Raw genomic sequence first — 23371 nt, 5'->3', positions numbered from 1 at the left:
AGTGCTGCTCGTGGCCGGAATTCGCGCCGAGTTGCCATCGCTTGCCTGCATTCAGCTTATTTCTTCTGCAAAGTGACAATGAAGTCCTTTGAAATGGCACATGATTTCTCCATGAAGCCGATGATGAGCTGCAATTGCTCTTCATCATATTCCTGATAGAGCGCCTCCATCTGTTCCTGAAGAGGCGCGTAGATCTGAAACAATTCCTGCATTTTTTCGGGATGAGGCGCTGCCAGCACACGACGGCGATCCGCAGGATCGGGCAAACGTTTTATGAAGCCGGCCTTCTCCAGCCGGTCGAGCAGTGCCGTCACCGCTCCGGTCGTGAGGCCGGTCGATCTTGCAAGCTCACCCGCACTTGCCTGGCCCTGCATTTGAAGGATGTCCAGGCACTCCAGATCGGTGGTGTTCATCCGCGCCTTTGCCGCGACGGACTGGCTGATGAGCAATGATTGCGCGCTGGCCTGACGAAGCACGTCGATCAACCGGCGACCGAGGATATCTCTTGACATTTGAATATCTCAATAATTAAGAAATGATGGTCATCAAGATAATTGGCTGGGTGCGATTTCGCCAGCGTTAAATGTGTCGCCCGCGCCTGTGAGCGTCGAAAAGCGGAAAATGCGCACTGGCCGACCATGCTCTCGCAGGCGTTACCGCGATTGTTTCTGGAAGAGGTGAATGACGAATATGTTCGAGCCGCTGGTCTTCTACGCGATTATCATCGCCGGTGTTCTTGGGAGCGTCGGGCTGGGCGGCGGCATCTACGAGACACTTCTTGTCGATCGGGTGTGGCCGTCGCAGCCGATGTTGATCCAGCCTGAACGGGGCGGGATCAACCGAAAGCTTTTCTGGGGCCCCGCTCACGGGCTGTTTGAGGTAGCCTTGCTCCTCGCTGTCTGGCTGACATGGGCCCATCCCGCAATTCGCGTGTGGATATGGTCCGCGCTCGCCGCGCATCTTGCCGCGCGGATCTGGTCCTTTGCATATTTCATCCCAATGGCGATTCGGTTTGAAACGGGATCGGCCGGTGACGCAACGGCTGCTTCCAATGCTGCGGCCCGATGGGTCCGATTGAGCCGCTGGCGCCTCCCCATCGAGTTTCTTGCGGTGATCTTCCTGTTCATCGCGCTTGCGAAATCAACCGGAAACTGAGGCCCTGCACCGCAAGTCACCACCGGCGCGCTGTTTCCGTTCATGAGCCCATCTTACTCAAAGCACCGAATCTGCCTAGAACGGACCCCTGCAGTCCCATCGCGAAAGATACGCCCTATGAAAAACCGAACCGGAATGCTCCGTATTGTCGTCTTTCTGCTTGCGGGCGGGATTGCGGGCACGGCTGATATACCAGTCGTGGCTTCGGTTTCGCCGGCGAAGGCCGAGGCGGAATATTTCCCGACGCAGCAGGATTTCGTTGGAAAATGGAAGCTCACCGGCGCCACCAGCCGCCCGCCGCGCGGCATGACGACTGCGCCCACCGCCCAGCAGGAAGCGGATGCGACACTCTTCCAGGAGACGGTGACGACGTTTTATTCCGCGTTCGATTATCTGGAGATTACGGCAGACGGCCGCTACAATTTCCATCAACCCGGCGATCCCGCAGGGTCATGCGTCTGGTGCGGCACATGGTCCTTTAACAAGAGTTCGCTCTGGCTGAAGCTGGATACTGCGCCCCGGCTCGATATTTACGCGAAGGACGGCGATATACAGATGACGTACACCGCCGAAGCCGACAAGAAATCGAAATATACCTGGCTTGTTTTCGGCTGGACGAAGATGGAATAGGCTCCATGTCCGCCCGGTGGCAACGCCCGGGGGGACACTCAATATTTGACGCGGCGCCCGCAATCGCGCAAAGCTGTATGGCCAATCACATTTGACGGACAGGGGACGTCATGATGAATTTTTTGTCCTTCGATGATGCCACCGAGGTGGAGCACGGAGCGCCCGCGCCGGAAAGACTGATTTCCGGCGATCCGAAATTCACCACATGGAATATCGAGGAGGCTCCCGGCGGCATCTATGCCGGCATCTGGCAGTCCACGCCCGGTAAGTGGCGGGTGGTCTACGATGAGTGGGAATATTTCAACATTCTCGAAGGCCATTCCATCCTGACCGAAGACGGCGGTACGCCGCGTGATCTGCGGCCGGGCGACCGCGTTATCCTGCGTCCGGGCTTTACGGGCACGTGGGAAGTGGTGGAAACGACGCGCAAGGATTATGTCATTCGGCTCTAGACCAGATGGTCTTTGCGAGTACTCTACCGGCCAAATCTCACCAGCTGAGATCGAGCCGCTCCAGACCATGGAAATGATAGACATCCTTGACCCTGGGCGGCTCGGCAATCTTCACGCCCGGCAGGCGTTTGAAAAGCAGGGGCAGGGCAAGATTGAGCTCCAGCCTTGCGAGCGGCGCGCCGATGCAGAAATGGATGCCGGCGCCGAAGGAGACGTTGGCGCCTTCGTTGCGGTCCGGCCGGAAGGTCAGCGGATCGGAAAACTTTGCCGGATCGAGGTTGGCGGCGGCCAGAATGAGGCTGACCTTGTCGCCGCGCTTGAACGCGACGCCGTCGATTTCGACCGGTTCCAGAACCCAGCGCTGGAAAATATGAACCGGGGCGCAGATGCGCAGGGTTTCTTCCACCGTGCGTTCCGTCGCGGCCTCGTCGTGGAACAGGGTCTCCGGAGAGATGCCGCTTTCCACAATGATACGTACGGAATTGCCGATCTGGTGCACGGTCGCCTCGTGCCCGGCATTCAGCAGCACGATGGTGGTGGAGACGAGTTCGTCGTCGGTGAGATACTGGCCCTTGTGCTCCGTATGGATCATGTGGCTCAGCAGATCGTCCTTCGGCTCCGCCCGCCGCTCCGCGATCACGCTGCGCACATAGTCTGAAAATTCATGCGCGGCCCTGTCGGCCAGCAGCTCGTCTTCGGGCGTGCGCTTGAACATGTACATGCCGACATAGGCATGCGACCATTTCAGCAGTTGCGGGCCCATCTCCTCGGGAATGCCGATCATGCGGGCGATCATCGTCACCGGAATGATATCGGCATAGGAGGAGAGCAGTTCCGTTTCGCCCCTGCTTTCGAAGGCATCGATCAGGCGGCTGGCGAGTTCCTCGATTTCCGGCTTCATCTTGTCGACATGCCGCGAGACAAAAGCGCGATTGATGAGCGTGCGCAGCCGCGTATGTTCCGGCGGTTCCAGTTCCAGAAGCGAATGCTGCTCGGCGGCATCGAAATTCTTCACATGTTCGAGCGGTTCCGCCAGGCCGATCTCTTCGCGGCTTGCCACATGCAGGATCTGCCGTCCGAAGCGACGGTCGCGCAAAAGCGCGCTCACATGGTCGTACCCGGTAAAGAACCATTGCCGCTGTTCTTCCCAGTAGAAGGTGGGACATTCAGCATGCAGGGCGGCATAGACCGGGTTCGGATCGTTGTAGAAGTCCGGGTCGCGGGCATCAAGCGAAACGCGGCGGGTAGCGGGATCGATTTTGAGAAAGGGAAATGTCGCTGTCATGCCCATGGTCTATTCCGCGCGCGGCGCTTTGGGAAGGGAGGGAAATCCCTTCCGGATACCTCTATGTCTGTCACTGGATGGTTACATCGTCACCGGCTGGCGATGGCGGATATCCGGTTCAGCGCCGCGACCTGGCGGTCGGCATTGTTATCCATCGGATTTTCGTCGCGATCCGCGGCGGGCACGACGACATTGGCCGAATTGACGTGGATGACGGTCCGGTTGCGCCCGGCTTTCTTGGCGGCATAGAGCGCGCGGTCGGCTTCCGTCATCATCGTATTGAGATCGGCATCCTTGATCATGGCTTCGGATATGCCAACGCTGGTAGTCACCTCGATGGCTTCCCCACGCGAACTGATCTTTGAAAGGCGCAGATTGCTTCGGATGGCTTCCGCAAGCGTCGCCGTGCTGGAAGGGCTCTCCACTTCGGCAACCAGCGCGAATTCCTCGCCTCCCATTCTGACGAAAAGGCCGCGATCGCCGATCACGCGCTGCGCGATGTTACAGAAATGCACGAGGACCGCATCGCCGGACTGGTGGCCGTATCTGTCGTTTATCCTCTTGAAATGATCGATATCGAACAGCACCAGCGCCACGTAACGGCTGGAGGCCGATGACCTTTTCTTGATGCGTTCGAATTCCTCCAGCAGGCCGCGCCGGTTGAGGACGCCGGTCAGATGATCGGTCATGGCGAGCCGGTGGAGGCGAATCTCCGTGTCTTCCATGATGATTTTGGCGCTGATCATGATGATGGCCGTGAAGCCGAGCATGCCGGAAATGGAGAGCGCCGACGTCATGGGAATGGCGTTGGGAATTGCGGCATTGGCCGGGATGACGATGGAGGCGACGATCGCTCCGGCAAAAGCCTGCAATATCAGGATCGTGGCCAATACCTTTCGGCTGCGTGTTGCGCGCGCCCTGTTGGCCAGAAGGACACCGGCGAGCATGAAATAGCCCGTGGCCGCGCAGGCATGATAAAGCAGGATGCGGGCGACCATGTCTTCGCGCACCGACGGTATGAACATTCCGGCGATCCACAGAAGGGCCGGGATTGCAATCCAGCCGCCGGGTTTACGCTGCTCGAAGCACAAGAGGCCTGCGAGCCAGAAACCGAAGGCGGAAAGCGCCAGCATATTGCCGACCTGAATGGACAGGAAACTGGGAATATCCCCACGAAACGCCACCATGACAGTGCCGAAGCCCGTGGCGAGGAAACCGGCGGCGAAATAGAGATTGTGCCGGCGGGAAGGGCGGTGCAGCCACAGCGTTCCCAAAAGCACGGCAAGGGTGAACGTCTCCGCCGCCCATAGTAGCGTGCTCGTCTTTGCATCCAGCATTGCAAAATCCTATCTGCGCCATCATGCGGTAAAAGCGGGCCCTTCGCACGAGGTGCGTTACGCCCGCTGAAATTGTTGAGCTGCCATTTCGCCCGAATGGGCCCATTCCCCAACGGGAACCGGAAATTCGCTGGCCAGTATCAGCAGCAAATACTAACGAGTTCTTGCCGGTGAGAAGTTATATCTGTGCATGGCAGGCGATTTTTGCCTTCGTCACCTGCCATAGTAAAAAAATGGTGGCGGTGGGAGAAAGAGGCCCGACGGCCGCCGCGCGGTCCGAAAGCCCTGTCAACCTCGGCCCGAAAGGCCTGCAAACGCTGTTGAGCCGTTAAGGATATGCGGCTTCGTGTCTTGAAGTACGGGGCAGGGACACTCTATGTAGGGAGTATGAAGGTTAGAAGTGATTCCGGAGCGGTTTTCCGCGAAGGGCAGAGTTGACAAAGGACGGACATGAAAAATCCAGTTGATACCGCCATGGCTCTGGTGCCGATGGTCGTTGAGCAGACCAATCGCGGCGAACGCTCCTACGACATATTTTCCCGTCTTCTCAAGGAACGCATCATTTTCCTCACCGGCCCGGTGGAAGACCAGATGGCGTCGCTCGTCTGCGCGCAGCTGCTTTTCCTCGAGGCTGAGAACCCGAAGAAGGAAATCGCGCTCTACATCAATTCGCCGGGCGGCGTCGTGACCGCCGGCATGGCGATCTATGATACGATGCAGTTCATCCGCCCTGCGGTGTCCACGCTCTGCGTCGGTCAGGCCGCATCCATGGGCTCGCTGCTTCTGGCTGCCGGCGAAAAGGGAATGCGTTTCGCCACCCCGAACGCCCGCATCATGGTGCACCAGCCTTCCGGCGGTTTCCAGGGCCAGGCATCGGACATCGAGCGTCACGCCCGCGACATCATCAAGATGAAGCGCCGCCTCAATGAAGTCTACGTGAAGCACACCGGCCGCACGCTCGAAGAGGTTGAAAAAACCCTTGATCGCGACCATTTCATGGATGCAGACGAGGCGAAGGACTGGGGTGTGATCGACAAGATCCTGACCTCGCGTCAGGAAATCGAAGGCGCCGCCGCGAATTGAGGCGCGCCGCTTTTTGACGTTTGTTTGAACCCGCAAAAGTAATTTCGGGGCTTTCAACCGCAACAGAAAGCGATATTAGTATATATAAAGGCTATGTTGAATTTTTATGACGTGGCCTTTGGTTTGATGGGGAATTCGTTGCAGCCGGTTGTCAGCTCCTGTATCTGATACGGCTAGTACCCCGGGAAACGAGGCGGATACGGCAATGCACCCCAAGGCGGGCCGTATCTGCGGGCGGTAAGTTGACCGCGATCCGTTTGGCGGACCTGCGGCGTGCTGGAAGGAAAGAGATATGAGCAAAGTCAGCGGCAGCAACGGCGGCGACTCTAAAAATACACTCTATTGTTCATTCTGCGGCAAGAGCCAGCACGAAGTCCGGAAACTCATTGCCGGACCGACGGTATTCATCTGCGATGAATGCGTCGAATTGTGCATGGACATCATCCGCGAGGAGAACAAGACGTCGATGGTGAAGTCGCGCGAGGGTGTTCCCACCCCGCAGGACATCATCAAGATCCTCGACGAATATGTCATCGGTCAGAAACAGGCGAAGAAAATCCTGTCGGTGGCCGTTCACAACCATTACAAGCGCCTCGCGCACGCCTCCAAGAACGGCGATGTCGAGCTGGCGAAGTCGAACATCATGCTCGTCGGTCCGACGGGTTGCGGCAAGACCTATCTTGCCCAGACGCTCGCCCGCATCATCGATGTTCCCTTCACCATGGCGGATGCGACGACGCTGACCGAAGCCGGTTATGTCGGCGAGGACGTGGAAAACATCATCCTGAAGCTGCTTCAGGCTGCGGATTACAATGTCGAACGCGCCCAGCGCGGCATCGTCTATATCGACGAAGTCGACAAGATTTCCCGCAAGTCGGACAACCCGTCCATCACGCGCGACGTGTCGGGCGAGGGCGTCCAGCAGGCGCTTCTGAAGATCATGGAAGGCACGGTCGCTTCCGTTCCGCCGCAGGGCGGCCGCAAGCATCCGCAGCAGGAATTCCTGCAGGTGGATACGACCAACATCCTGTTCATCTGCGGTGGCGCATTCGCCGGCCTCGACAAGATCATCTCGGCCCGTGGTGAAAAGACCTCGATCGGCTTCGGTGCGACCGTCAAGGCGGAAGACGATCGCCGTGTGGGCGAGGTGCTGCGCGAGCTGGAGCCGGAAGATCTGGTGAAGTTCGGCCTCATCCCGGAATTCATCGGCCGTCTGCCCGTTCTGGCAACGCTGGAAGATCTTGATGAAGATGCGCTGATCCAGATCCTGTCCGAGCCGAAGAACGCGCTCGTCAAGCAGTATCAGCGCCTGTTCGAGATGGAAGATGTGGAGTTGACCTTCCACGAGGACGCGCTGCGCGAGATTGCCCGCAAGGCGATCACCCGCAAGACCGGTGCCCGCGGCCTGCGCTCGATCATGGAAAAGATCCTGCTGGATACCATGTTCGAACTGCCGACCCTGGAAGGCGTTCGCGAAGTTGTCATCTCCAACGACGTCGTCAGCGGTGTGGCCCGTCCGCTCTATATCTATGCGGATCGTCAGGAAGAAAAGACCAACGTTTCGGCTTGATAAGCTGGTCCAGTACTGTGATGAAATCAGAAGGCCCGCATCTCTGCGGGCCTTTTTCGTTGTGTGCTGCGCCGAAACTTGCGCCTAACTTGGCGAAGCCTGATTTTGCGTTTGGAGCGGATTGCGCTTTGCTGATAAAGTCTTACAACTGATTTGCAGCGCGATATGACGGAAATGTGAATTACCGTCGGCGACCCGGTTCCCGACCCTTGGGGATAACCGGAAATGTCGGGAGTAATAGCCGGCGCTGGGTTTTGTTGAATTTTACGGTTCTGCCGGTGCGCGGGACCGTCTCTTCCGGTGACTTGAAATCGGTGTTTCGAAACTCCACTTTCAGTCTCGAGAAATGAATGTGCCGGATGCCCCCAAGATGTCCGGCAAGGTGTCCCGAAAGGGACCAGGAAAGGAAATGATATGACGAACATCACGTCTGCGGCATCTGGCGGTACCTATCCGGTACTTCCCCTGCGCGACATTGTCGTTTTCCCGCATATGATCGTTCCCCTGTTCGTCGGGCGGGAAAAATCCATTCGTGCGCTCGAGGAAGTCATGGGCTCGGACAAGCAGATCATGCTTGTCACCCAGATCAACGCCAGCGATGACGATCCGGCTCCCGAGGCCATCCACAAGGTTGGCACGGTCGCCAATGTGCTGCAGCTTCTGAAGCTTCCCGATGGCACCGTGAAGGTGCTGGTGGAAGGCAAGGGCCGCGCCCAGATCGACAGCTATACCGGGCGCGAGGATTTCTACGAAGCCTCCGCGACGCCGCTGCAGGAACCCGCTGAAGATCCGGTCGAGATCGAGGCGCTGTCGCGTTCGGTCGTTTCGGAATTCGAGAGCTACGTAAAGCTCAACAAGAAGATTTCGCCCGAGGTTGTCGGCGCTGCCGGCCAGATCGACGACTATTCGAAGCTCGCCGATACGGTCGCTTCGCACCTGTCGATCAAGATCACCGAAAAGCAGGAAATGCTCGAAACCGTCAGTGTGAAGCAGCGGCTTGAAAAGGCGCTCGGCTTCATGGAAGGCGAAATTTCCGTGCTTCAGGTCGAAAAGCGCATCCGCTCGCGCGTCAAGCGCCAGATGGAGAAGACCCAGCGCGAATATTACCTGAACGAGCAGATGAAGGCGATCCAGAAGGAACTCGGCGACGGCGAGGATGGCCGCGACGAGATGGCCGAACTGGAAGAGCGCATCGCCAAGACCAAGCTTTCCAAGGAGGCCAAGGAAAAGGCCGAGGCGGAAATGAAGAAGCTTCGCCAGATGAGCCCGATGTCCGCGGAAGCGACCGTCGTGCGCAACTATCTGGACTGGCTGCTGGGCCTGCCCTGGGGCAAGAAGTCGAAGATCAAGACCGATCTCAACGCCGCCGAGACAATCCTCGATCAGGATCATTTCGGTCTGGACAAGGTCAAGGAACGCATCGTTGAATATCTCGCCGTGCAGGCGCGTGCCTCGAAGATTCGCGGCCCGATCCTGTGCCTCGTCGGTCCTCCCGGCGTCGGCAAGACCTCGCTCGCCAAGTCGATCGCCAAGGCGACCGGCCGCGAATATGTGCGCATGGCGCTGGGTGGCGTTCGTGACGAGGCGGAAATCCGCGGTCACCGCCGCACCTATATCGGCTCCATGCCGGGCAAGATCGTCCAGTCGATGAAGAAGGCCAAGAAGGCGAACCCGCTCTTCCTGCTCGACGAAATCGACAAGATGGGCATGGATTTCCGTGGCGATCCGTCCTCTGCTCTGCTTGAGGTGCTCGATCCGGAACAGAACTCCACCTTCATGGATCACTACCTTGAAGTGGAATACGATCTGTCCGACGTGATGTTCGTGACCACGGCCAACACGCTGAACATTCCAGGCCCACTGATGGACCGTATGGAAGTGATCCGCATTGCCGGCTACACGGAAGACGAAAAGCGCGAAATCGCCAAGCGTCACCTGTTGCCAAAGGCGATCAAGGAACATGCCCTGCGTCCGGAAGAGTTCTCGGTTACCGATGACGCTCTGATGATCGTCATCCAGCAGTACACCCGCGAGGCGGGCGTGCGCAGCTTCGAACGCGAGCTGATGAAGCTGGCGCGAAAGGCTGTCACCGAGATCATCAAGGGCAAGGTCAAGTCCGTGGAAGTCACCGCTGCCAACGTTCCGGATTATCTGGGCGTTCCGCGGTTCCGCCACGGCGAGGCCGAGCGCGAGGATCAGGTCGGTGTCGTCACCGGTCTCGCCTGGACGGAAGTTGGCGGTGAGCTGCTCACCATCGAAGGCGTGATGATGCCGGGCAAGGGCCGCATGACGGTCACCGGCAACCTCAAGGAAGTGATGAAGGAATCCATTTCGGCGGCGGCATCCTATGTCCGCTCGCGCGCCGTGGATTTCGGCATCGAACCGCCGCGCTTCGACAAGAGCGACATCCACGTCCACGTTCCGGAAGGGGCAACCCCGAAGGACGGGCCGTCCGCAGGTGTTGCCATGGCCACCGCCATTGTCTCCATCATGACCGGCATTCCGGTTTCGAAGGATGTGGCGATGACGGGCGAGATCACGCTGCGTGGTCGCGTGCTGCCGATCGGCGGCCTGAAGGAAAAGCTGCTTGCGGCCCTTCGCGGCGGCATCAAGAAGGTGCTGATCCCGGAAGAAAACGCCAAGGATCTGGCGGAGATTCCGGATAATGTGAAGAACGAGATGGAAATCATCCCGGTTTCGCGCATGGGCGAAGTTATCAAGCACGCGCTCATCCGCCAGCCGGAGCCCATCGAGTGGGACGGCAGCATCGAGACGCCGGTGATCGCAACGGTCGAAGGCGTCGACGACGGCAGCCAGACCATCGCACATTGATGGATGATATCGTCGCGAGGGGCGGGAATCGCCTTTCGCGACGGGCATGCATAGAATCAATGCGTTAGGTGTCAGAGGGTGCACGCGCCCCTCAGCTTGTCGCAACTGATGCCAAATTGGCACGAATATGTGGAAGGCCGGCAGAAATGTCGGCCTTTTTTGTGAAAAAAAACGCAGACCCCTTGTTTTTCAGGCGATTCCAGCGCTTTTGAGTTGCTGTGCGCGGATGCGAACGTATTCTGCGCCGGCTTAATTCCTAGTCGTTTCAAACCATTGAAAGGGGTGGAAACATGAACAAGAACGAGCTCGTCTCTGCAGTTGCCGAAAAGGCTGGTCTCACGAAGGCAGATGCTGCTTCCGCTGTTGATGCCGTATTCGAAACCGTACAGAACGAACTGAAGAGCGGTGGCGACATCCGTCTCGCTGGCTTCGGCAGCTTCTCCGTTAGCCGTCGTGAAGCCTCCAAGGGTCGTAACCCTTCCACGGGTGCTGAAGTCGACATCCCGGCTCGCAACGTACCGAAGTTTTCCGCAGGCAAGGGCCTGAAGGACGCCGTCAACTCGTAAGGTTTCCGGAAAGCCGCAACGCCCGGCGGCGGGCGGGCGGCTTTTCAGGTTCACGAGGAAGCATGTTTTGACGCGCTGACACCATCAGAGGCACAAAGACGGTCAGGCCTTTCGAAATCTTTCGGATGGCCCGGTTTCTCAGCCGGAATGGTGTGGATTGAAGGCATCGATGCGCGCCTGTGTAGCTTCCATCCGGACACACGGCGTTTCGATATGCGGAATGTGCGCATCAACACAAAAGCCCGGCCTTCACGGCCGGGCTTTTTGATTCACCCGCAAGGAAATGTCATCCCACTGTCATGTCTTTGACGCAGAAGCCATGGGGTATTTCTGGACCCAAGGGGGATTACAATGGCGTTCCGATTTTCTCATATGGCTTTGACTGCTGCGCTGCTCACATCCGCAGCTTTTCCGGCCGCTGCCGAGCCGGTTTTCAACCGCATCGCATCTTTCCCGGTGGCAAAAAACCTGCCCGCGGACAAGGACGCCAAGTCCGTCACGTCGGCTGAAATTGTCACCGCCAGCGAAGACGGCAAAACTCTGATCTATTCGGACAGCCCGCTTGGCGGCATCGGCTTCATCGACATCACCGACGCCAAGGCCCCGAAGGCCGGCGGTGCGTTGCTGCTCGAAGGCGAGCCGACCTCGGTCGCCGTTGCCGGCGCCAAGGTTCTGGCCGGCGTTAACACGTCGGAAAACCGTGCCAAGCCGTCCGGCAAGCTGGTGACTGTCGACATCGCCACCAAGAAGATCGAGGCAAGCTGTGATCTCGGTGGCCAGCCCGATTCGGTTGCCGTCTCTCCGGACAAGACCTTTGCCGCCATCGCAATCGAGAACGAGCGCGACGAAGACGTGAACGAAGGCGCCCTGCCGCAGATGCCCGCCGGTTATCTGGTAACGGTCGGTCTGAAGAACGGCGTTGCAGATTGTGCGACGCTGAAGAAGATCGAGCTCACCGGTCTCGCCGAAATCGCCCCGGAAGATCCGGAGCCGGAATTCGTTTCGATCAACGCCAATGGCGAAATCGCGCTCACGCTGCAGGAAAACAACCATATCGTTATCATCGACGGCAAGACCGGCACGGTGAAGACGCATTTCTCTGCCGGCACGGTCGACCTCGAAGGCATCGACACGAAGTCGGACGGCCAGCTGAAGTTCACCGACAAGCAGGAAGGCCGCAAGCGCGAGCCTGATGCCGTGAAGTGGCTGGACAATGACCGTATCGTCATCGCCAATGAAGGTGACTGGCAGGGCGGTTCGCGCGGCTTCACCATCTTCGACAAGACCGGCAAGCTTCTCTATGAAGCCGGTTCCTCGCTTGAGCATGCGGTTGCGGCCATCGGCCACTATCCGGAAAAGCGCTCCAAGGCCAAGGGCATCGAGCCGGAAGGTCTGGAAGCGGCAACATTCGGCGATCAGAAATATTTCTTCGTGCTTGCCGAGCGCGCCTCCGTCGTCGCTGTCTACAAGGACACCGGCAAGGAGCCGGAACTGACGCAGCTCCTGCCTTCGGGCGTTTCGCCGGAAGGTGCAGTCGCCATCCCGTCGCGTAATCTTCTTGTTACGGCGAACGAGGTGGATCTGGTCGAAGACGGCGGCGTTCGCTCGCATGTCATGATCTATGAGCGCGCTGAAGGCGAAGCAGCCTATCCGCAGCTGGTTTCCGCCACTGTCGACGGTGCACCGATCGGCTGGGGCGCGCTTTCGGGCCTGGTCGGCGATGCCGAGAAGCCCGGTATTCTCTATGCCGTCTCCGACTCGGTTTATGGCAACCAGCCGTCGATCTACACCATCGATGCGACGAAAAAGCCTGCTACCATCACCAGCGTGCTGCGCGTCAAGCGCGACGGCATCGCTGCGCAGAAACTCGACATCGAGGGCATCACGCTGGACGGCAAGGGCGGCTTCTGGCTGGCCTCGGAAGGCGACAGCGCCAAGCTCGTCCCGCACGCGCTCTATAACGTCAACGCCAAGGGTGAAATCAAGGCCGAGATCGCGCTGCCGAAGGAACTTCTCGCCGGCGACACCCGCTTCGGTTTCGAAGGCGTGACTATGGTTGGCAAGGGCGACGACGCGACGCTCTGGATGGCCGTGCAGCGCGAATGGGGTACGGACGAGAAGGGCTTCGTCAAGCTCGTCTCCTATAATCCGAAGTCCAAGGAATGGGGCGCCGTGCGTTACCCGCTCGACAAGACCGAGGCAGGCTGGATCGGCCTTTCTGAAATCACCGCGCAGGGCGACTATGTCTATATCGTCGAACGCGATAACCAGATCGGCGACAAGGCCAAGATCAAGAAGCTCTACCGCGTTGCGATCGCCGACCTGAAGCCGGGCAAGATCGGTGGCGAGCTGCCGCTGGTGGCCAAGCAAGAGGCCCATGACTTCCTGCCCGACCTGAAGGCCCAGACCAACGGTTATGTCGTCGACAAGCTGGAAGGCTTCACCTTCGACAAGGCGGGAACGGCCTATGCCGTGACCGACAATGACGGCGTGGACGATTCTTCCGGCGAGACGCTGTTCTTCAAGGTTGATATGAAGGCGATCAACTGATCGTACCGATTGGCTTCGCACATGAGAAAAGCCGGGCACAGCCCGGCTTTTTTTGTCACTGAAGGCCCCCAGTGCGGAGGCGCGGTTTGTACGGCGTGTCGCAGCGCAGGCCGTCTAGACTGGCATTGTCGCGTCGGGGATGGCTCAGAGAGAGTTTTGTCGGGGACTATTGGGGGAAAAGCTGCGGACCGATGATAAAGGATCACCGCCCCATGGAATTCTTGCTTTTCGGAGTATCGCTTTTTTCCGAGTCCTGCTGGACCCACCGGAAGAAAATATAAACAGGCAGCGCAATAAGCGCGAGTGTTACAAACGCGTCGATCATGGTTTCATCCATTATTTCTACCGTTCATCATGAAACGGCTCGAAAACAATGCCCGAAATCTGTTTAAAAAGTCTGAATCTACTTATTTTTCGGTATGTTGCGGGGTGATACAGGGGACTGGGAGAAGCTGTCGGAATCTGAAACAGGAGTACCGATTTGGCATGGGAAAAATCGCAAAACGAGTCCATCCGCCTGAAACACAGCCCCGACCTTGGTTGATGAGTGGGGCAGGGGACGATTCCCTCCGCGGAGAATTTACGGGAAATAGAAATCAGATCCGAATGACATCGGCTTCAAGCTTAAAAATTTGATAGGCTTGGGAATGGTGGGCGATGAGAGACTCGAACTCCCGACATCCTCGGTGTAAACGAGGCGCTCTACCAACTGAGCTAATCGCCCTTCGCGTCCTGCGGATCATGTCCGCCGCGTCGGTGGCCGTGATGTATTCGGATCGGAAAAAAACCGCAAGGGCTTTTGTGAAGTTTTTTTGTTTTTTTTGCCGGGAGGTTTTTCCCTCATCGGGGGCCGAAGGCAAAAAGCCGGGAACTGCGGGCTTTTTGCCTGAAGCAAGATCCGAGGACGCCTTGATGGCCATGGGTAAATCCCGTTACGGAAGCCCGCGGCTGTGGACAAGTTTTTTGTTTTCGTTGGGAAAAGCCCGAAAAACAGGGTGTTTGCAGCAATCGCGTTCACGGGCCTTCCGGTTTTTCCTGATCAAAATGAAGAAGCTTATTCTTTTGTCGTGAAACCTGCTTGACACCCCCGCACGAACGCCGTAGTTAGCCGCTCATCGAACAGCCGAGGCTGGTTCGAGCGGCGGGACAAGCTCCTGTCGTCAGGAGATGCGGGTGTAGCTCAGTCGGTTAGAGTGCCGGCCTGTCACGCCGGAGGTCGCGGGTTCGAGCCCCGTCACTCGCGCCATCCTGTCCCTCGGAAAACGCAGATGAATGTCTGTGGTGCGCGGGTGTAGCTCAGTCGGTTAGAGTGCCGGCCTGTCACGCCGGAGGTCGCGGGTTCGAGCCCCGTCACTCGCGCCATTTCTCCCTTCTGAATGTCTCTCCAAAACAGATCGACGCGCTGCGCGCGCAGCTCGATTTTTTGCCGATTCAGGCACCTGATTCCGGTCTTTTCAGGTGCGATTTTTCCTGCTTTTTTTACTCAAGTTTCGATTTCAGAATATCGTCACTTCACCGTCATTCTCACGTAAAATTCGTGTGACTTTTTTGCGGTTGCGTTCTCTAATCGATTATTATTGTATTTGAGGGGCTTAGGTCGGAATTGTGGCCCAAATTTGCGTCAATTCCGGCAATATTGTTGCCAATCAATGCGGCAGGTGTCTTGAAATGGAGCCTAAACTCTTGCAGAGAGGGCGCGGCTGCGCTAACCACTTTGGCGTTGCAACATATTTGTGCGCTCTTTGTGACTTGAGGTCGCAAAGGCAGGTCCGGCACCCGGCCGGGCAGGGAAGAGACCATGACTGAACTCCTCAGTTCCTACATTCCGATCGCAATCTTCATCGGTATCGCTCTCGTCATCGGCCTGGCGCTTCTCATTGCGCCTTTCGCTGTCGCCTACAAGGCGCCGGACCCGGAAAAGCTCTCCGCTTTCGAGTGCGGTTTCAACGCCTTCGACGATGCCCGCATGAAGTTCGATATCCGCTTTTACCTGGTGTCGATTCTGTTCATCATCTTTGACCTGGAAGTCGCCTTCCTGTTCCCATGGGCGGTGTCTTTCGGCGAGATGGGCTGGTTCGGTTTCTGGTCGATGATGGTGTTCCTTCTCGTTCTCACCATCGGCTTTATCTATGAGTGGAAGAAGGGAGCGCTGGAATGGGCATGAGCCAGAACAACACCACGCTCGTTGCGCCGCAGCCCAAGGGGATCATCGATCCCTCGACGGGCAAGCCGGTCGGCAGCAACGACGCCTACTTCACGGAAATCAATGACGAGCTGGCCGACAAGGGCTTTCTCGTCACCTCGACCGACGAGTTGATCACCTGGGCGCGCACCGGCTCGCTGATGTGGATGCAGTTCGGTCTCGCCTGCTGCGCCGTCGAAGGCCTGATGCAGGCTTCCGGTCCGCGTTATGACATGGAGCGCTTCGGCGTCGCCCCGCGCGCCTCGCCGCGCCAGTCGGACGTAATGATCGTTGCCGGCACGCTGACCAACAAGATGGCGCCCGCTCTGCGCAAGGTCTATGACCAGATGCCCGAGCCACGTTATGTCATCTCCATGGGCTCCTGCGCCAATGGCGGCGGTTATTACCATTATTCCTACGCCGTGGTGCGCGGTTGCGACCGCGTCGTGCCTGTTGATATCTATGTCCCGGGCTGTCCCCCCACGGCTGAGGCACTGCTTTACGGCGTGCTTCTGCTGCAGAAGAAGATCCGGCGTACCGGTACGATCGAGCGCTAAGGGCAAAGGACGGATTTAGGAATGAGCGAAGCTCTCAACGATCTTGCTGCTTACGTTAAGGAAGCGCGTGGTTCCCTCGTGGTGTCGGCCGATATCGCCTATGGCGAGCTGACGTTGAACACGACGCCTGAGAACGTCATTGCGCTTTTGACCTTCCTGCGCGACGACGTGCAGTGCGGTTTCGTCAACATCATCGATATTTGCGGCGTCGACTGGCCGCAGCGCGAGAAGCGTTTCGATGTCGTCTACCATCTCCTGTCGCCACGCCAGAACCTGCGCGTGCGCGTCAAGCTGCAGGTGGCGGAAGACGAGGGCGTGCCGTCATCGACACCCGTTTACATGGGTGCTGAATGGTTCGAGCGCGAAGCCTGGGACATGTATGGCATTCCCTTCGAAGGCCATAAGGACCTGCGCCGCATCCTCACGGATTACGGTTTTGAAGGCCATCCGCTGCGCAAGGATTTTCCGGTTACCGGCTTTGTGGAAGTACGTTACGATGACGTGCTGAAACGGGTTCTTTATGAGCCGGTCGAACTGAAACAGGAATTCCGCAATTTCGATTTCCTCTCCCCCTGGGAAGGAACGGAATATGTTCTCCCGGGCGACGAAAAGGCCAAGCAATGAGCCAAGCCCCCACGACAGAGCATGGACAATGTCTTTGCGGCGCCGTTGGCTTCACAGCCACGCTCGGTGCCCGCGAATTCGGCGTCTGCCATTGCTCCATGTGCCGCCGCTGGTCCGGCGGTGCGTTCATGGCTGTCGAATGCACTGATATCGCCTTTGAAAATGAGCAGAACCTCGGCGTCTACTCCTCATCGGAGTGGGGCGAGCGTTGCTTCTGCAAGGCCTGCGGCAGCACGCTGGTCTGGCGTTCCAAGGATGGCAAGCATTTTGCCGTTTCGCTGCAGGCTTTCGACAACCCTTCCAGCTTCAAGTTCGCGTCGCAGATTTTCACGGATGAAAAGCCTTCGAGCTATTCCTTCGCAGAAACCACGCAGAAAATGACCGGCCCCGAATTCATCGCCATGATCACCTCGGCGGAGCACTAGAATGACTGAGCATAACGTCCGCAATTTCACGATCAACTTCGGTCCGGAACACCCGTCCGCGCACGGCGTGCTGCGTCTGGTTCTGGAACTGGACGGCGAAATCGTCGAGCGCGTCGATCCGCATATCGGTCTTCTGCATCGCGGCACCGAAAAGCTGATCGAGACCAAGACCTATCTGCAGGCCGTTCCTTATTTCGACCGCCTCGACTATGTCGCGCCGATGAACCAGGAACACGCTTTCGCGCTCGCCGTCGAAAAGCTGCTCGGCCTTGAAATCCCGATGCGCGGCCAGCTGATCCGCGTTCTCTATTCGGAAATCGGCCGCATCCTGTCGCACATCATGAACGTCACCACGCAGGCCATGGACGTTGGCGCGATGACGCCACCGGTCTGGGGCTTCGAAGAGCGCGAAAAGCTGATGGTGTTTTATGAGCGCGCCTGTGGCGCCCGTATGCACTCGGCCTATGTCCGTCCCGGCGGCGTGCATCAGGACCTGCCGCCGGAGCTGGTGGACGATATCGGCAAATGGTGCGACCCGTTCATCACCGTTCTCGACAATATCGAGGGCCTTCTGACCGACAACCGCATCTACAAGCAGCGTAACGTCGATATCGGCGTCGTCTCGCTGGAAGACGCCTTTGCCTGGGGCTTCACGGGCGTGATGGTGCGCGGTTCGGGCGCTGCCTGGGATTTGCGCCGTGCGCAGCCCTATGAGTGCTATTCCGATCTGGAATTCGACATTCCCGTCGGCAAGAACGGCGACTGCTACGACCGTTACCTGATCCGCATGCAGGAAATGCGCGAATCGGTGAAGATCATGAAGCAATGCGTCGATCTTCTGTCCGGCAAGCATCGCATCGGCCCGGTCTCGTCGCTCGATGGCAAGGTTGTTCCGCCGAAGCGTGGCGAGATGAAGCGTTCGATGGAAGCGCTGATCCACCACTTCAAGCTCTACACCGAAGGTTACCACGTTCCGGCCGGCGAAGTTTACGCCGCCGTCGAAGCGCCGAAGGGCGAGTTCGGCGTCTATGTGGTGGCTGATGGCTCTAACAAGCCTTACCGCTGCAAGATCCGCGCGCCGGGTTATGCGCATCTGCAGGCGATGGATTTCCTGTGCAAGGGCCATCAGCTTGCCGACGTTACAGCCGTGCTCGGCTCCCTCGACATCGTGTTCGGGGAGGTCGACCGCTGATGCGTCTGCCGCTGGCCATACCGGCTCTTCTCGCTGCGATGTCGGCGCCCGCTCTCGCCCAGACGGCGACGAGCGAGCCTGAAGTATCGCTGTCGGGCGGCGGCTCTTCGACCATCAAGCAGCTTCTGTCTTCGGGATACGAGATCAAGGCCTCGGTTCCCAATGGCAGCAAGTTCATCGTGTTCATGCAGAAAGACAAGGCGGCTTATGCCTGCGAATTCGTCACGGTGGCGAGATCGCGGTGTGAGACGTTAAACTGAAAAGGCGTGAGGAAGTATGTCCGTTCGTCGACTAGCCGAAGATCAGTTCCAGCCCGTGGCATTTGCCTTCAATGCGGAAAACACCGCATGGGCGGAAAAGACGATTCTGAAATATCCCGCGGGACGCCAGCAATCGGCGGTCATCCCGCTGCTCATGCGTGCGCAGGAGCAGGACGGCTGGGTTACCCGCGCCGCCATCGAAAAGATCGCCGACATGCTGGATATGGCCTATATCCGCGTTATGGAAGTGGCGACCTTCTATACCCAGTTCCAGCTGAAGCCCGTCGGCACGCGCGCCCATGTTCAGGTCTGCGGCACCACGCCTTGCATGCTGCGCGGTTCCGAAGCGCTGATGGATGTCTGCCGCAAGAAGATCCACCACGATCCGCTGCACACCAATGAGAGCGGCACGCTCTCCTGGGAAGAAGTGGAATGTCAGGGCGCCTGCGTCAACGCGCCGATGGTCATCATTTTCAAGGATGCCTATGAGGACCTGACGCCCGAGCGCCTGGAAGAAATCATCGACACGTTCGAGGCGGGCAAGGGCGACACCGTCAAGACCGGCCCGCAGATCGACCGTCACCAGTCGGTCCCGGTCGGCGGCCTGACGACGCTGACGGAAGAGATCAAGCCTGACCGTTCCAATCTCGACAAGCCGGCCGAAGTGGTTGCGGATGCCGCACCGGTTCCGCCGTCCAATGCCGCAAAGCCGAAGACGGACGCGCCGGAAACCGATCCGAAGCTGAAGACGCCGGCGACCGCGCCGAAGGCTGCGGAAGCCAATGTCAAGGCTGCTGAAAAGGAAGGTTCGGGATCTGCGAAGCCGTCGCTCGATTCCAAGGATCGTCCAGCGGGTATCGAAAAGCCGGCGACGCCCGACGACCTGAAGCTCATTTCGGGCGTCGGTCCGAAGATCGAAGGCACGCTGCACGAGCTCGGCATCTTCACCTACGCGCAGATCGCCGGCTGGAAAAAGGCCGAATGTGATTGGGTCGACGGTTATCTGAATTTCAAGGGCCGCATCGAACGCGACGAGTGGATCAAGCAGGCCGAGGCGCTCGCCAAGGGTGGCGAAGCCGAGTATATCAGGGTCTTCGGCAAGAAGCCGCGGTAAGAGGTGAAGCATGTTAAAAGATCAGGATCGCATCTTTACCAATCTCTACGGCCTCAAGGACAAGTCCCTGAAGGGCGTGAGAGCGCGCGGCCATTGGGACGGCACCAAGCAGATCATCGAAAAGGGTCGTGACTGGATCATCAACGAGATGAAGGCTTCCGGCCTTCGCGGTCGCGGTGGCGCTGGCTTCCCGACGGGTCTCAAATGGTCCTTCATGCCGAAGGAAAATGACGGCCGTCCGCATTATCTCGTCGTTAACGCCGACGAATCCGAACCCGGTACCTGCAAGGACCGCGAAATCCTGCGCAACGATCCGCATACGCTGATCGAAGGCTGCGTGATTGCCGGTTTCGCCATGGGCGCGCATACCGCCTATATCTACGTGCGCGGCGAATATATGCGCGAGCGTGAAGCGCTTCAGGCGGCCATCGACGAGTGCTACGATGCCGGCCTGCTCGGCAAGAACAACAAGAACGGCTGGGATTTCGACATCTACGTCCATCACGGCGCGGGTGCCTATATCTGCGGCGAAGAGACGGCTCTGCTCGAAAGCCTTGAAGGCAAGAAGGGCCAGCCGCGCCTCAAGCCGCCGTTCCCGGCCAATATGGGTCTTTACGGCTGCCCGACGACCGTCAACAACGTTGAATCGATCGCCGTTGCGCCGACCATCCTGCGCCGTGGCGCTGCATGGTTCTCGGGGATCGGCCGTCCGAACAATGTCGGCACCAAGCTGTTCATGGTGTCAGGCCATGTCGAGCGTCCGTGCACCTTCGAAGATGCGCTGGGCCTGTCCTTCCGTGAGCTGATCGAACACCATTGCGGTGGCATTCGCGGCGGCTGGGACAATCTGCTTGGCGTCATCCCCGGCGGCGCATCCTGCCCCATCGTGCGCGGTGAGGACATGAAGGACGCCATCATGGACTTCGATGGCATGCGCGAAGTGAAGTCTTCCTTCGGCACCGGCGGCATGATCGTCATGGACAAGTCCACCGACGTCATCAAGGCGATTGCCCGCATCGCGGCCTTCTTCAAGCATGAAAGCTGCGGCCAGTGCACGCCGTGCCGCGAAGGCACCGGCTGGATGTGGCGCGTGCTGGAGCGCATGGTCAAGGGTAACGCGCAGAAGCGCGAAATCGACATGCTGTTTGAAGTGACGAAGCAGATCGAAGGCCACACCATCTGTGCGCTCGGCGACGCCGCCGCATGGCCGGTACAGGCGCTGATCCGCAATTTCCGTCCGGAAATCGAAAAGCGCATCGACCAATATACCTACAGGGCCATGGATGATGGCGCTGTTCTGGAAGCCGCTGAATAAGCATCAAGGGCTTCGAGCGGAGCCGGAAATTTCCGGCCCCGCAACACCATGAAACGTCTGGCAAACCTTCGGATGCCGGGCGCGATTAAGGATTTGTTGCGGACCGTGTGAGACATGGGACGAACAGGCAACAGGACGTAAGTAGAACCATGGCAAAGCTCAAGGTTGACGGTAAAGAGATCGAGGTTCCGGATCATTTCACGCTGTTGCAGGCGTGCGAGGAGGCTGGTGCCGAAGTTCCGCGCTTTTGTTTTCATGAGCGCTTGTCGGTCGCGGGTAACTGCCGCATGTGTCTCATCGAGGTGAAGGGCGGACCGCCCAAGCCCGCCGCCTCCTGTGCCATGGGCGTGCGCGATGTTCGCGGCGGCCCGAACGGCGAATTGCCTGAGGTTTTCACCAATACGCCGATGGTCAAGAAGGCCCGCGAAGGCGTGATGGAATTCCTGCTTATCAACCATCCGCTGGATTGCCCGATCTGCGACCAGGGCGGCGAATGCGACCTGCAGGACCAGGCCATGGCCTTCGGTATCGCCGGTTCGCGTTACGCGGAAAACAAGCGCGCGGTTGAAGACAAATATATCGGTCCGCTCGTCAAGACGGTCATGAACCGCTGCATCCACTGCACGCGCTGCGTCCGTTTCACCACGGAAGTGGCCGGCATTGCCGAACTTGGCCTTATCGGCCGTGGCGAAGATGCCGAAATCACCACCTATCTCGAGCAGGCCATGACCTCGGAGCTGCAGGGCAACGTTGTTGACCTTTGCCCGGTCGGCGCGCTCACCTCCAAGCCTTTCGCCTTCACCGCCCGTCCGTGGGAACTGAACAAGACCGAAACCATCGACGTGATGGACGCGCTCGGTTCGGCCATCCGCGTCGATACCCGTGGCCGCGAAGTCATGCGCGTCATGCCGCGCGTCAACGAGGCGATCAACGAAGAGTGGATTTCCGACAAGAGCCGCTTCATCTGGGACGGCCTGAAGACGCAGCGCCTTGACCGGCCTTACGTCCGCAAGGATGGCCGTCTGCAGCCCGCCACCTGGGGCGAGGCCTTCGGTGCGATCAAGCAGGCTGTTGCCGCAACATCCGGCAACAAGATCGGCGCGATCGCCGGCGATCTGTCGTCCGTGGAAGAAATGTTCGCGCTGAAGTCGCTTCTCGCCTCGCTCGGTTCGGCCAATGTCGATTGCCGTCAGGATGGCGCAGCGCTTGATCCGTCTTTGGGTCGCGCCAGCTACATCTTCAATTCCACCATCGAAGGCATCGAGCAGGCAGACGCACTGCTGATCGTTGGCGCCAACCCGCGTTTCGAAGCGGCTGTCCTCAACGCCCGCATCCGCAAGCGCTGGCGTCGTGGCGGTTTCCCGATCGGCGTGATCGGCGAAGCTGGTGAACTGCGCTACAATTATGAATATCTCGGCTCGGGTGCTGAAACGCTCTCCGATCTGGCCAATGGTTCGCACAGCTTCGTTGACAAGCTGAAGTCCGCCAAGAACCCGCTGATCATCATTGGTCAGGGTGCGCTGGCGCGCGCCGATGGTGCCGCCGTGCTCGCTGCTGCTGCAAAGCTTGCCGTTTCGGTTGGCGCTGTCAGCGAAGAGTGGAACGGTTTCTCCGTTCTGCACACTGCAGCTGCCCGCGTTGGCGGTCTCGATATCGGCTTCGTGCCGGGCGAGGGCGGTGTTGCCGCCGCTGAAATGGTCGCCTCCATGGATGTTCTCTTCCTGCTCGGCGCCGATGAACTCGATCTGTCAAACAAGGGCGCCAAGTTTGCCGTTTATATCGGCAGCCATGGCGATCAGGGCGCGATGAACGCCGACGTCATCCTTCCGGGTGCGGCCTATACCGAAAAATCCGGTATCTGGGTCAACACCGAAGGCCGTGTGCAGGTGGGCAACCGCGCCGGTTTCGCACCGGGCGAAGCCCGCGAAGACTGGGCGATCCTGCGTGCGCTTTCCGATGTTCTCGGCAAGAAGCTGCCCTTCGATTCGCTGTCTGCCTTGCGCGGTCAGCTCTATGTCGCGCATCCGCATCTGGCGGAAACCGACGAGATCGTTGCCGGCACGGCCACGGATATCGAGGCGCTGGCCGGCAAGACCGGCTCGCTCACCAAGTCGGCGTTTGCCTCGCCGGTAAAAGACTTTTATTTGACGAACCCGATTGCGCGCGCATCCGCCGTCATGGCCGAGTGCTCCGCATTGGCCCGCAACAATTTCCAGGCTGCGGCAGAGTAAGGGTAGGGGAT

21 protein-coding genes and 3 tRNA genes are annotated in these 23371 nt (G+C 58.8%); 20 read left to right on the top strand and 4 right to left on the bottom strand.

Going from position 1 to position 23371, the window contains the following annotated elements; translation table 11 throughout:
* Positions 1 to 56: 56 nt before the first annotated feature.
* Positions 57 to 476 (bottom strand): MarR family winged helix-turn-helix transcriptional regulator, encoded by a 420-nt coding sequence (locus AC5YUO_RS01560; RefSeq protein ID WP_496154885.1) that lies wholly within the window; start codon positions 474 to 476, stop codon positions 57 to 59.
* A 205-nt stretch (positions 477 to 681) separates the two neighbouring features.
* Here AC5YUO_RS01560 and AC5YUO_RS01555 point away from each other — a divergent pair, with 205 nt between their 5' ends.
* From AC5YUO_RS01555 to AC5YUO_RS01545, 3 genes are all read left to right on the top strand, one after another.
* Positions 682 to 1155, top strand: a complete 474-nt coding sequence (locus AC5YUO_RS01555) for a hypothetical protein (protein WP_496154022.1) — start codon at positions 682 to 684, stop codon at positions 1153 to 1155.
* A gap of 117 nt (positions 1156 to 1272) precedes the next feature.
* Entirely contained in the window at positions 1273 to 1785 is a 513-nt protein-coding gene (locus tag AC5YUO_RS01550; protein ID WP_496154021.1) for a hypothetical protein, read from the top strand.
* 110 nt (positions 1786 to 1895) lie between these two features.
* Positions 1896 to 2237 (top strand): cupin domain-containing protein, encoded by a 342-nt coding sequence (locus AC5YUO_RS01545; RefSeq protein WP_496154020.1) that lies wholly within the window; start codon positions 1896 to 1898, stop codon positions 2235 to 2237.
* Between the two features lie 37 nt (positions 2238 to 2274).
* Here AC5YUO_RS01545 and AC5YUO_RS01540 read toward each other — a convergent pair whose 3' ends face one another.
* Positions 2275 to 3528, bottom strand: coding sequence for a cytochrome P450 (locus tag AC5YUO_RS01540; RefSeq protein WP_496154019.1), 1254 nt, complete (start codon positions 3526 to 3528; stop codon positions 2275 to 2277).
* A gap of 83 nt (positions 3529 to 3611) precedes the next feature.
* The gene (locus AC5YUO_RS01535; RefSeq protein ID WP_496154018.1) at positions 3612 to 4859 is read right to left on the bottom strand and encodes a GGDEF domain-containing protein; all 1248 of its coding nucleotides are present in this window, start codon (positions 4857 to 4859) and stop codon (positions 3612 to 3614) included.
* 450 nt (positions 4860 to 5309) lie between these two features.
* Here AC5YUO_RS01535 and clpP point away from each other — a divergent pair, with 450 nt between their 5' ends.
* From clpP to AC5YUO_RS01510, 5 genes are all read left to right on the top strand, one after another.
* Positions 5310 to 5942 (top strand): ATP-dependent Clp endopeptidase proteolytic subunit ClpP, encoded by a 633-nt coding sequence (clpP, locus tag AC5YUO_RS01530; protein WP_003521529.1) that lies wholly within the window; start codon positions 5310 to 5312, stop codon positions 5940 to 5942.
* A gap of 292 nt (positions 5943 to 6234) precedes the next feature.
* A complete protein-coding gene (gene clpX, locus AC5YUO_RS01525) occupies positions 6235 to 7512 on the top strand; it encodes an ATP-dependent Clp protease ATP-binding subunit ClpX (RefSeq protein ID WP_003521528.1) in 1278 nt (425 codons plus the stop codon).
* A 414-nt stretch (positions 7513 to 7926) separates the two neighbouring features.
* The gene (gene lon, locus AC5YUO_RS01520) at positions 7927 to 10344 is read left to right on the top strand and encodes an endopeptidase La (protein ID WP_496154017.1); all 2418 of its coding nucleotides are present in this window, start codon (positions 7927 to 7929) and stop codon (positions 10342 to 10344) included.
* A gap of 290 nt (positions 10345 to 10634) precedes the next feature.
* Positions 10635 to 10910, top strand: a complete 276-nt coding sequence (gene hupB, locus AC5YUO_RS01515) for a DNA-binding protein HupB (RefSeq protein WP_003496481.1) — start codon at positions 10635 to 10637, stop codon at positions 10908 to 10910.
* Positions 10911 to 11261: 351 nt separating this feature from the next.
* A complete protein-coding gene (locus AC5YUO_RS01510) occupies positions 11262 to 13460 on the top strand; it encodes an esterase-like activity of phytase family protein (RefSeq protein WP_496154016.1) in 2199 nt (732 codons plus the stop codon).
* 648 nt (positions 13461 to 14108) lie between these two features.
* Here AC5YUO_RS01510 and AC5YUO_RS01505 read toward each other — a convergent pair.
* Positions 14109 to 14184 (bottom strand) — tRNA-Val (locus AC5YUO_RS01505).
* A gap of 17 nt (positions 14185 to 14201) precedes the next feature.
* Here AC5YUO_RS01505 and AC5YUO_RS01500 point away from each other — a divergent pair.
* From AC5YUO_RS01500 to nuoG, 12 genes are all read left to right on the top strand, one after another.
* Complete coding sequence (locus AC5YUO_RS01500; RefSeq protein WP_496154015.1) at positions 14202 to 14531, top strand: hypothetical protein; 330 nt, start codon at positions 14202 to 14204, stop codon at positions 14529 to 14531.
* 98 nt (positions 14532 to 14629) lie between these two features.
* A tRNA-Asp gene (locus AC5YUO_RS01495) sits at positions 14630 to 14706 on the top strand.
* Between the two features lie 39 nt (positions 14707 to 14745).
* A tRNA-Asp gene (locus AC5YUO_RS01490) sits at positions 14746 to 14822 on the top strand.
* Positions 14823 to 15258: 436 nt separating this feature from the next.
* Complete coding sequence (locus tag AC5YUO_RS01485) at positions 15259 to 15624, top strand: NADH-quinone oxidoreductase subunit A (RefSeq protein WP_003496469.1); 366 nt, start codon at positions 15259 to 15261, stop codon at positions 15622 to 15624.
* Complete coding sequence (locus AC5YUO_RS01480; protein ID WP_003521524.1) at positions 15615 to 16199, top strand: NuoB/complex I 20 kDa subunit family protein; 585 nt, start codon at positions 15615 to 15617, stop codon at positions 16197 to 16199. The genes AC5YUO_RS01485 and AC5YUO_RS01480 overlap by 10 nt, the downstream gene beginning before the upstream one ends.
* Before the next feature lie 21 nt (positions 16200 to 16220).
* Positions 16221 to 16823 carry an NADH-quinone oxidoreductase subunit C gene (locus AC5YUO_RS01475; protein WP_496154014.1) on the top strand — a complete coding sequence of 201 codons (603 nt, stop codon included), beginning with the start codon at positions 16221 to 16223 and terminating at the stop codon, positions 16821 to 16823.
* Positions 16820 to 17248, top strand: a complete 429-nt coding sequence (locus AC5YUO_RS01470) for a GFA family protein (RefSeq protein ID WP_496154013.1) — start codon at positions 16820 to 16822, stop codon at positions 17246 to 17248. The genes AC5YUO_RS01475 and AC5YUO_RS01470 overlap by 4 nt, the downstream gene beginning before the upstream one ends.
* A gap of 1 nt (position 17249) precedes the next feature.
* Positions 17250 to 18440, top strand: a complete 1191-nt coding sequence (locus tag AC5YUO_RS01465; RefSeq protein ID WP_149741471.1) for an NADH-quinone oxidoreductase subunit D — start codon at positions 17250 to 17252, stop codon at positions 18438 to 18440.
* The gene (locus AC5YUO_RS01460; RefSeq protein WP_496154012.1) at positions 18440 to 18700 is read left to right on the top strand and encodes a hypothetical protein; all 261 of its coding nucleotides are present in this window, start codon (positions 18440 to 18442) and stop codon (positions 18698 to 18700) included. The genes AC5YUO_RS01465 and AC5YUO_RS01460 overlap by 1 nt, the downstream gene beginning before the upstream one ends.
* 16 nt (positions 18701 to 18716) lie before the next feature.
* Complete coding sequence (locus AC5YUO_RS01455; protein ID WP_496154011.1) at positions 18717 to 19814, top strand: NADH-quinone oxidoreductase subunit E; 1098 nt, start codon at positions 18717 to 18719, stop codon at positions 19812 to 19814.
* Positions 19815 to 19824: 10 nt separating this feature from the next.
* Positions 19825 to 21129, top strand: a complete 1305-nt coding sequence (gene nuoF, locus AC5YUO_RS01450; RefSeq protein WP_080817174.1) for an NADH-quinone oxidoreductase subunit NuoF — start codon at positions 19825 to 19827, stop codon at positions 21127 to 21129.
* A gap of 149 nt (positions 21130 to 21278) precedes the next feature.
* Positions 21279 to 23360 (top strand): NADH-quinone oxidoreductase subunit NuoG, encoded by a 2082-nt coding sequence (nuoG, locus tag AC5YUO_RS01445; RefSeq protein WP_496154010.1) that lies wholly within the window; start codon positions 21279 to 21281, stop codon positions 23358 to 23360.
* The last annotated feature ends 11 nt before the right edge of the window (positions 23361 to 23371 follow it).

Source organism: Agrobacterium sp. LEGMi-208b (assembly GCF_059511785.1).
This window is presented reverse-complemented; position numbering and strand designations above follow the sequence as displayed.

Coding starts and splice junctions, on each gene's coding strand:
- AC5YUO_RS01555 (WP_496154022.1), top strand. CDS start 682: ATGACGAATATGTTCGAGCCGCTGGTCTTCTACGCGATTATCATCGCC.
- AC5YUO_RS01550 (WP_496154021.1), top strand. CDS start 1,273: ATGAAAAACCGAACCGGAATGCTCCGTATTGTCGTCTTTCTGCTTGCG.
- AC5YUO_RS01545 (WP_496154020.1), top strand. CDS start 1,896: ATGATGAATTTTTTGTCCTTCGATGATGCCACCGAGGTGGAGCACGGA.
- AC5YUO_RS01540 (WP_496154019.1), bottom strand. CDS start 3,528: ATGGGCATGACAGCGACATTTCCCTTTCTCAAAATCGATCCCGCTACC.
- AC5YUO_RS01535 (WP_496154018.1), bottom strand. CDS start 4,859: ATGCTGGATGCAAAGACGAGCACGCTACTATGGGCGGCGGAGACGTTC.
- clpP (WP_003521529.1), top strand. CDS start 5,310: ATGAAAAATCCAGTTGATACCGCCATGGCTCTGGTGCCGATGGTCGTT.
- clpX (WP_003521528.1), top strand. CDS start 6,235: ATGAGCAAAGTCAGCGGCAGCAACGGCGGCGACTCTAAAAATACACTC.
- lon (WP_496154017.1), top strand. CDS start 7,927: ATGACGAACATCACGTCTGCGGCATCTGGCGGTACCTATCCGGTACTT.
- hupB (WP_003496481.1), top strand. CDS start 10,635: ATGAACAAGAACGAGCTCGTCTCTGCAGTTGCCGAAAAGGCTGGTCTC.
- AC5YUO_RS01510 (WP_496154016.1), top strand. CDS start 11,262: ATGGCGTTCCGATTTTCTCATATGGCTTTGACTGCTGCGCTGCTCACA.
- AC5YUO_RS01500 (WP_496154015.1), top strand. CDS start 14,202: ATGTCCGCCGCGTCGGTGGCCGTGATGTATTCGGATCGGAAAAAAACC.
- AC5YUO_RS01485 (WP_003496469.1), top strand. CDS start 15,259: ATGACTGAACTCCTCAGTTCCTACATTCCGATCGCAATCTTCATCGGT.
- AC5YUO_RS01480 (WP_003521524.1), top strand. CDS start 15,615: ATGGGCATGAGCCAGAACAACACCACGCTCGTTGCGCCGCAGCCCAAG.
- AC5YUO_RS01475 (WP_496154014.1), top strand. CDS start 16,221: ATGAGCGAAGCTCTCAACGATCTTGCTGCTTACGTTAAGGAAGCGCGT.
- AC5YUO_RS01470 (WP_496154013.1), top strand. CDS start 16,820: ATGAGCCAAGCCCCCACGACAGAGCATGGACAATGTCTTTGCGGCGCC.
- AC5YUO_RS01465 (WP_149741471.1), top strand. CDS start 17,250: ATGACTGAGCATAACGTCCGCAATTTCACGATCAACTTCGGTCCGGAA.
- AC5YUO_RS01460 (WP_496154012.1), top strand. CDS start 18,440: ATGCGTCTGCCGCTGGCCATACCGGCTCTTCTCGCTGCGATGTCGGCG.
- AC5YUO_RS01455 (WP_496154011.1), top strand. CDS start 18,717: ATGTCCGTTCGTCGACTAGCCGAAGATCAGTTCCAGCCCGTGGCATTT.
- nuoF (WP_080817174.1), top strand. CDS start 19,825: ATGTTAAAAGATCAGGATCGCATCTTTACCAATCTCTACGGCCTCAAG.
- nuoG (WP_496154010.1), top strand. CDS start 21,279: ATGGCAAAGCTCAAGGTTGACGGTAAAGAGATCGAGGTTCCGGATCAT.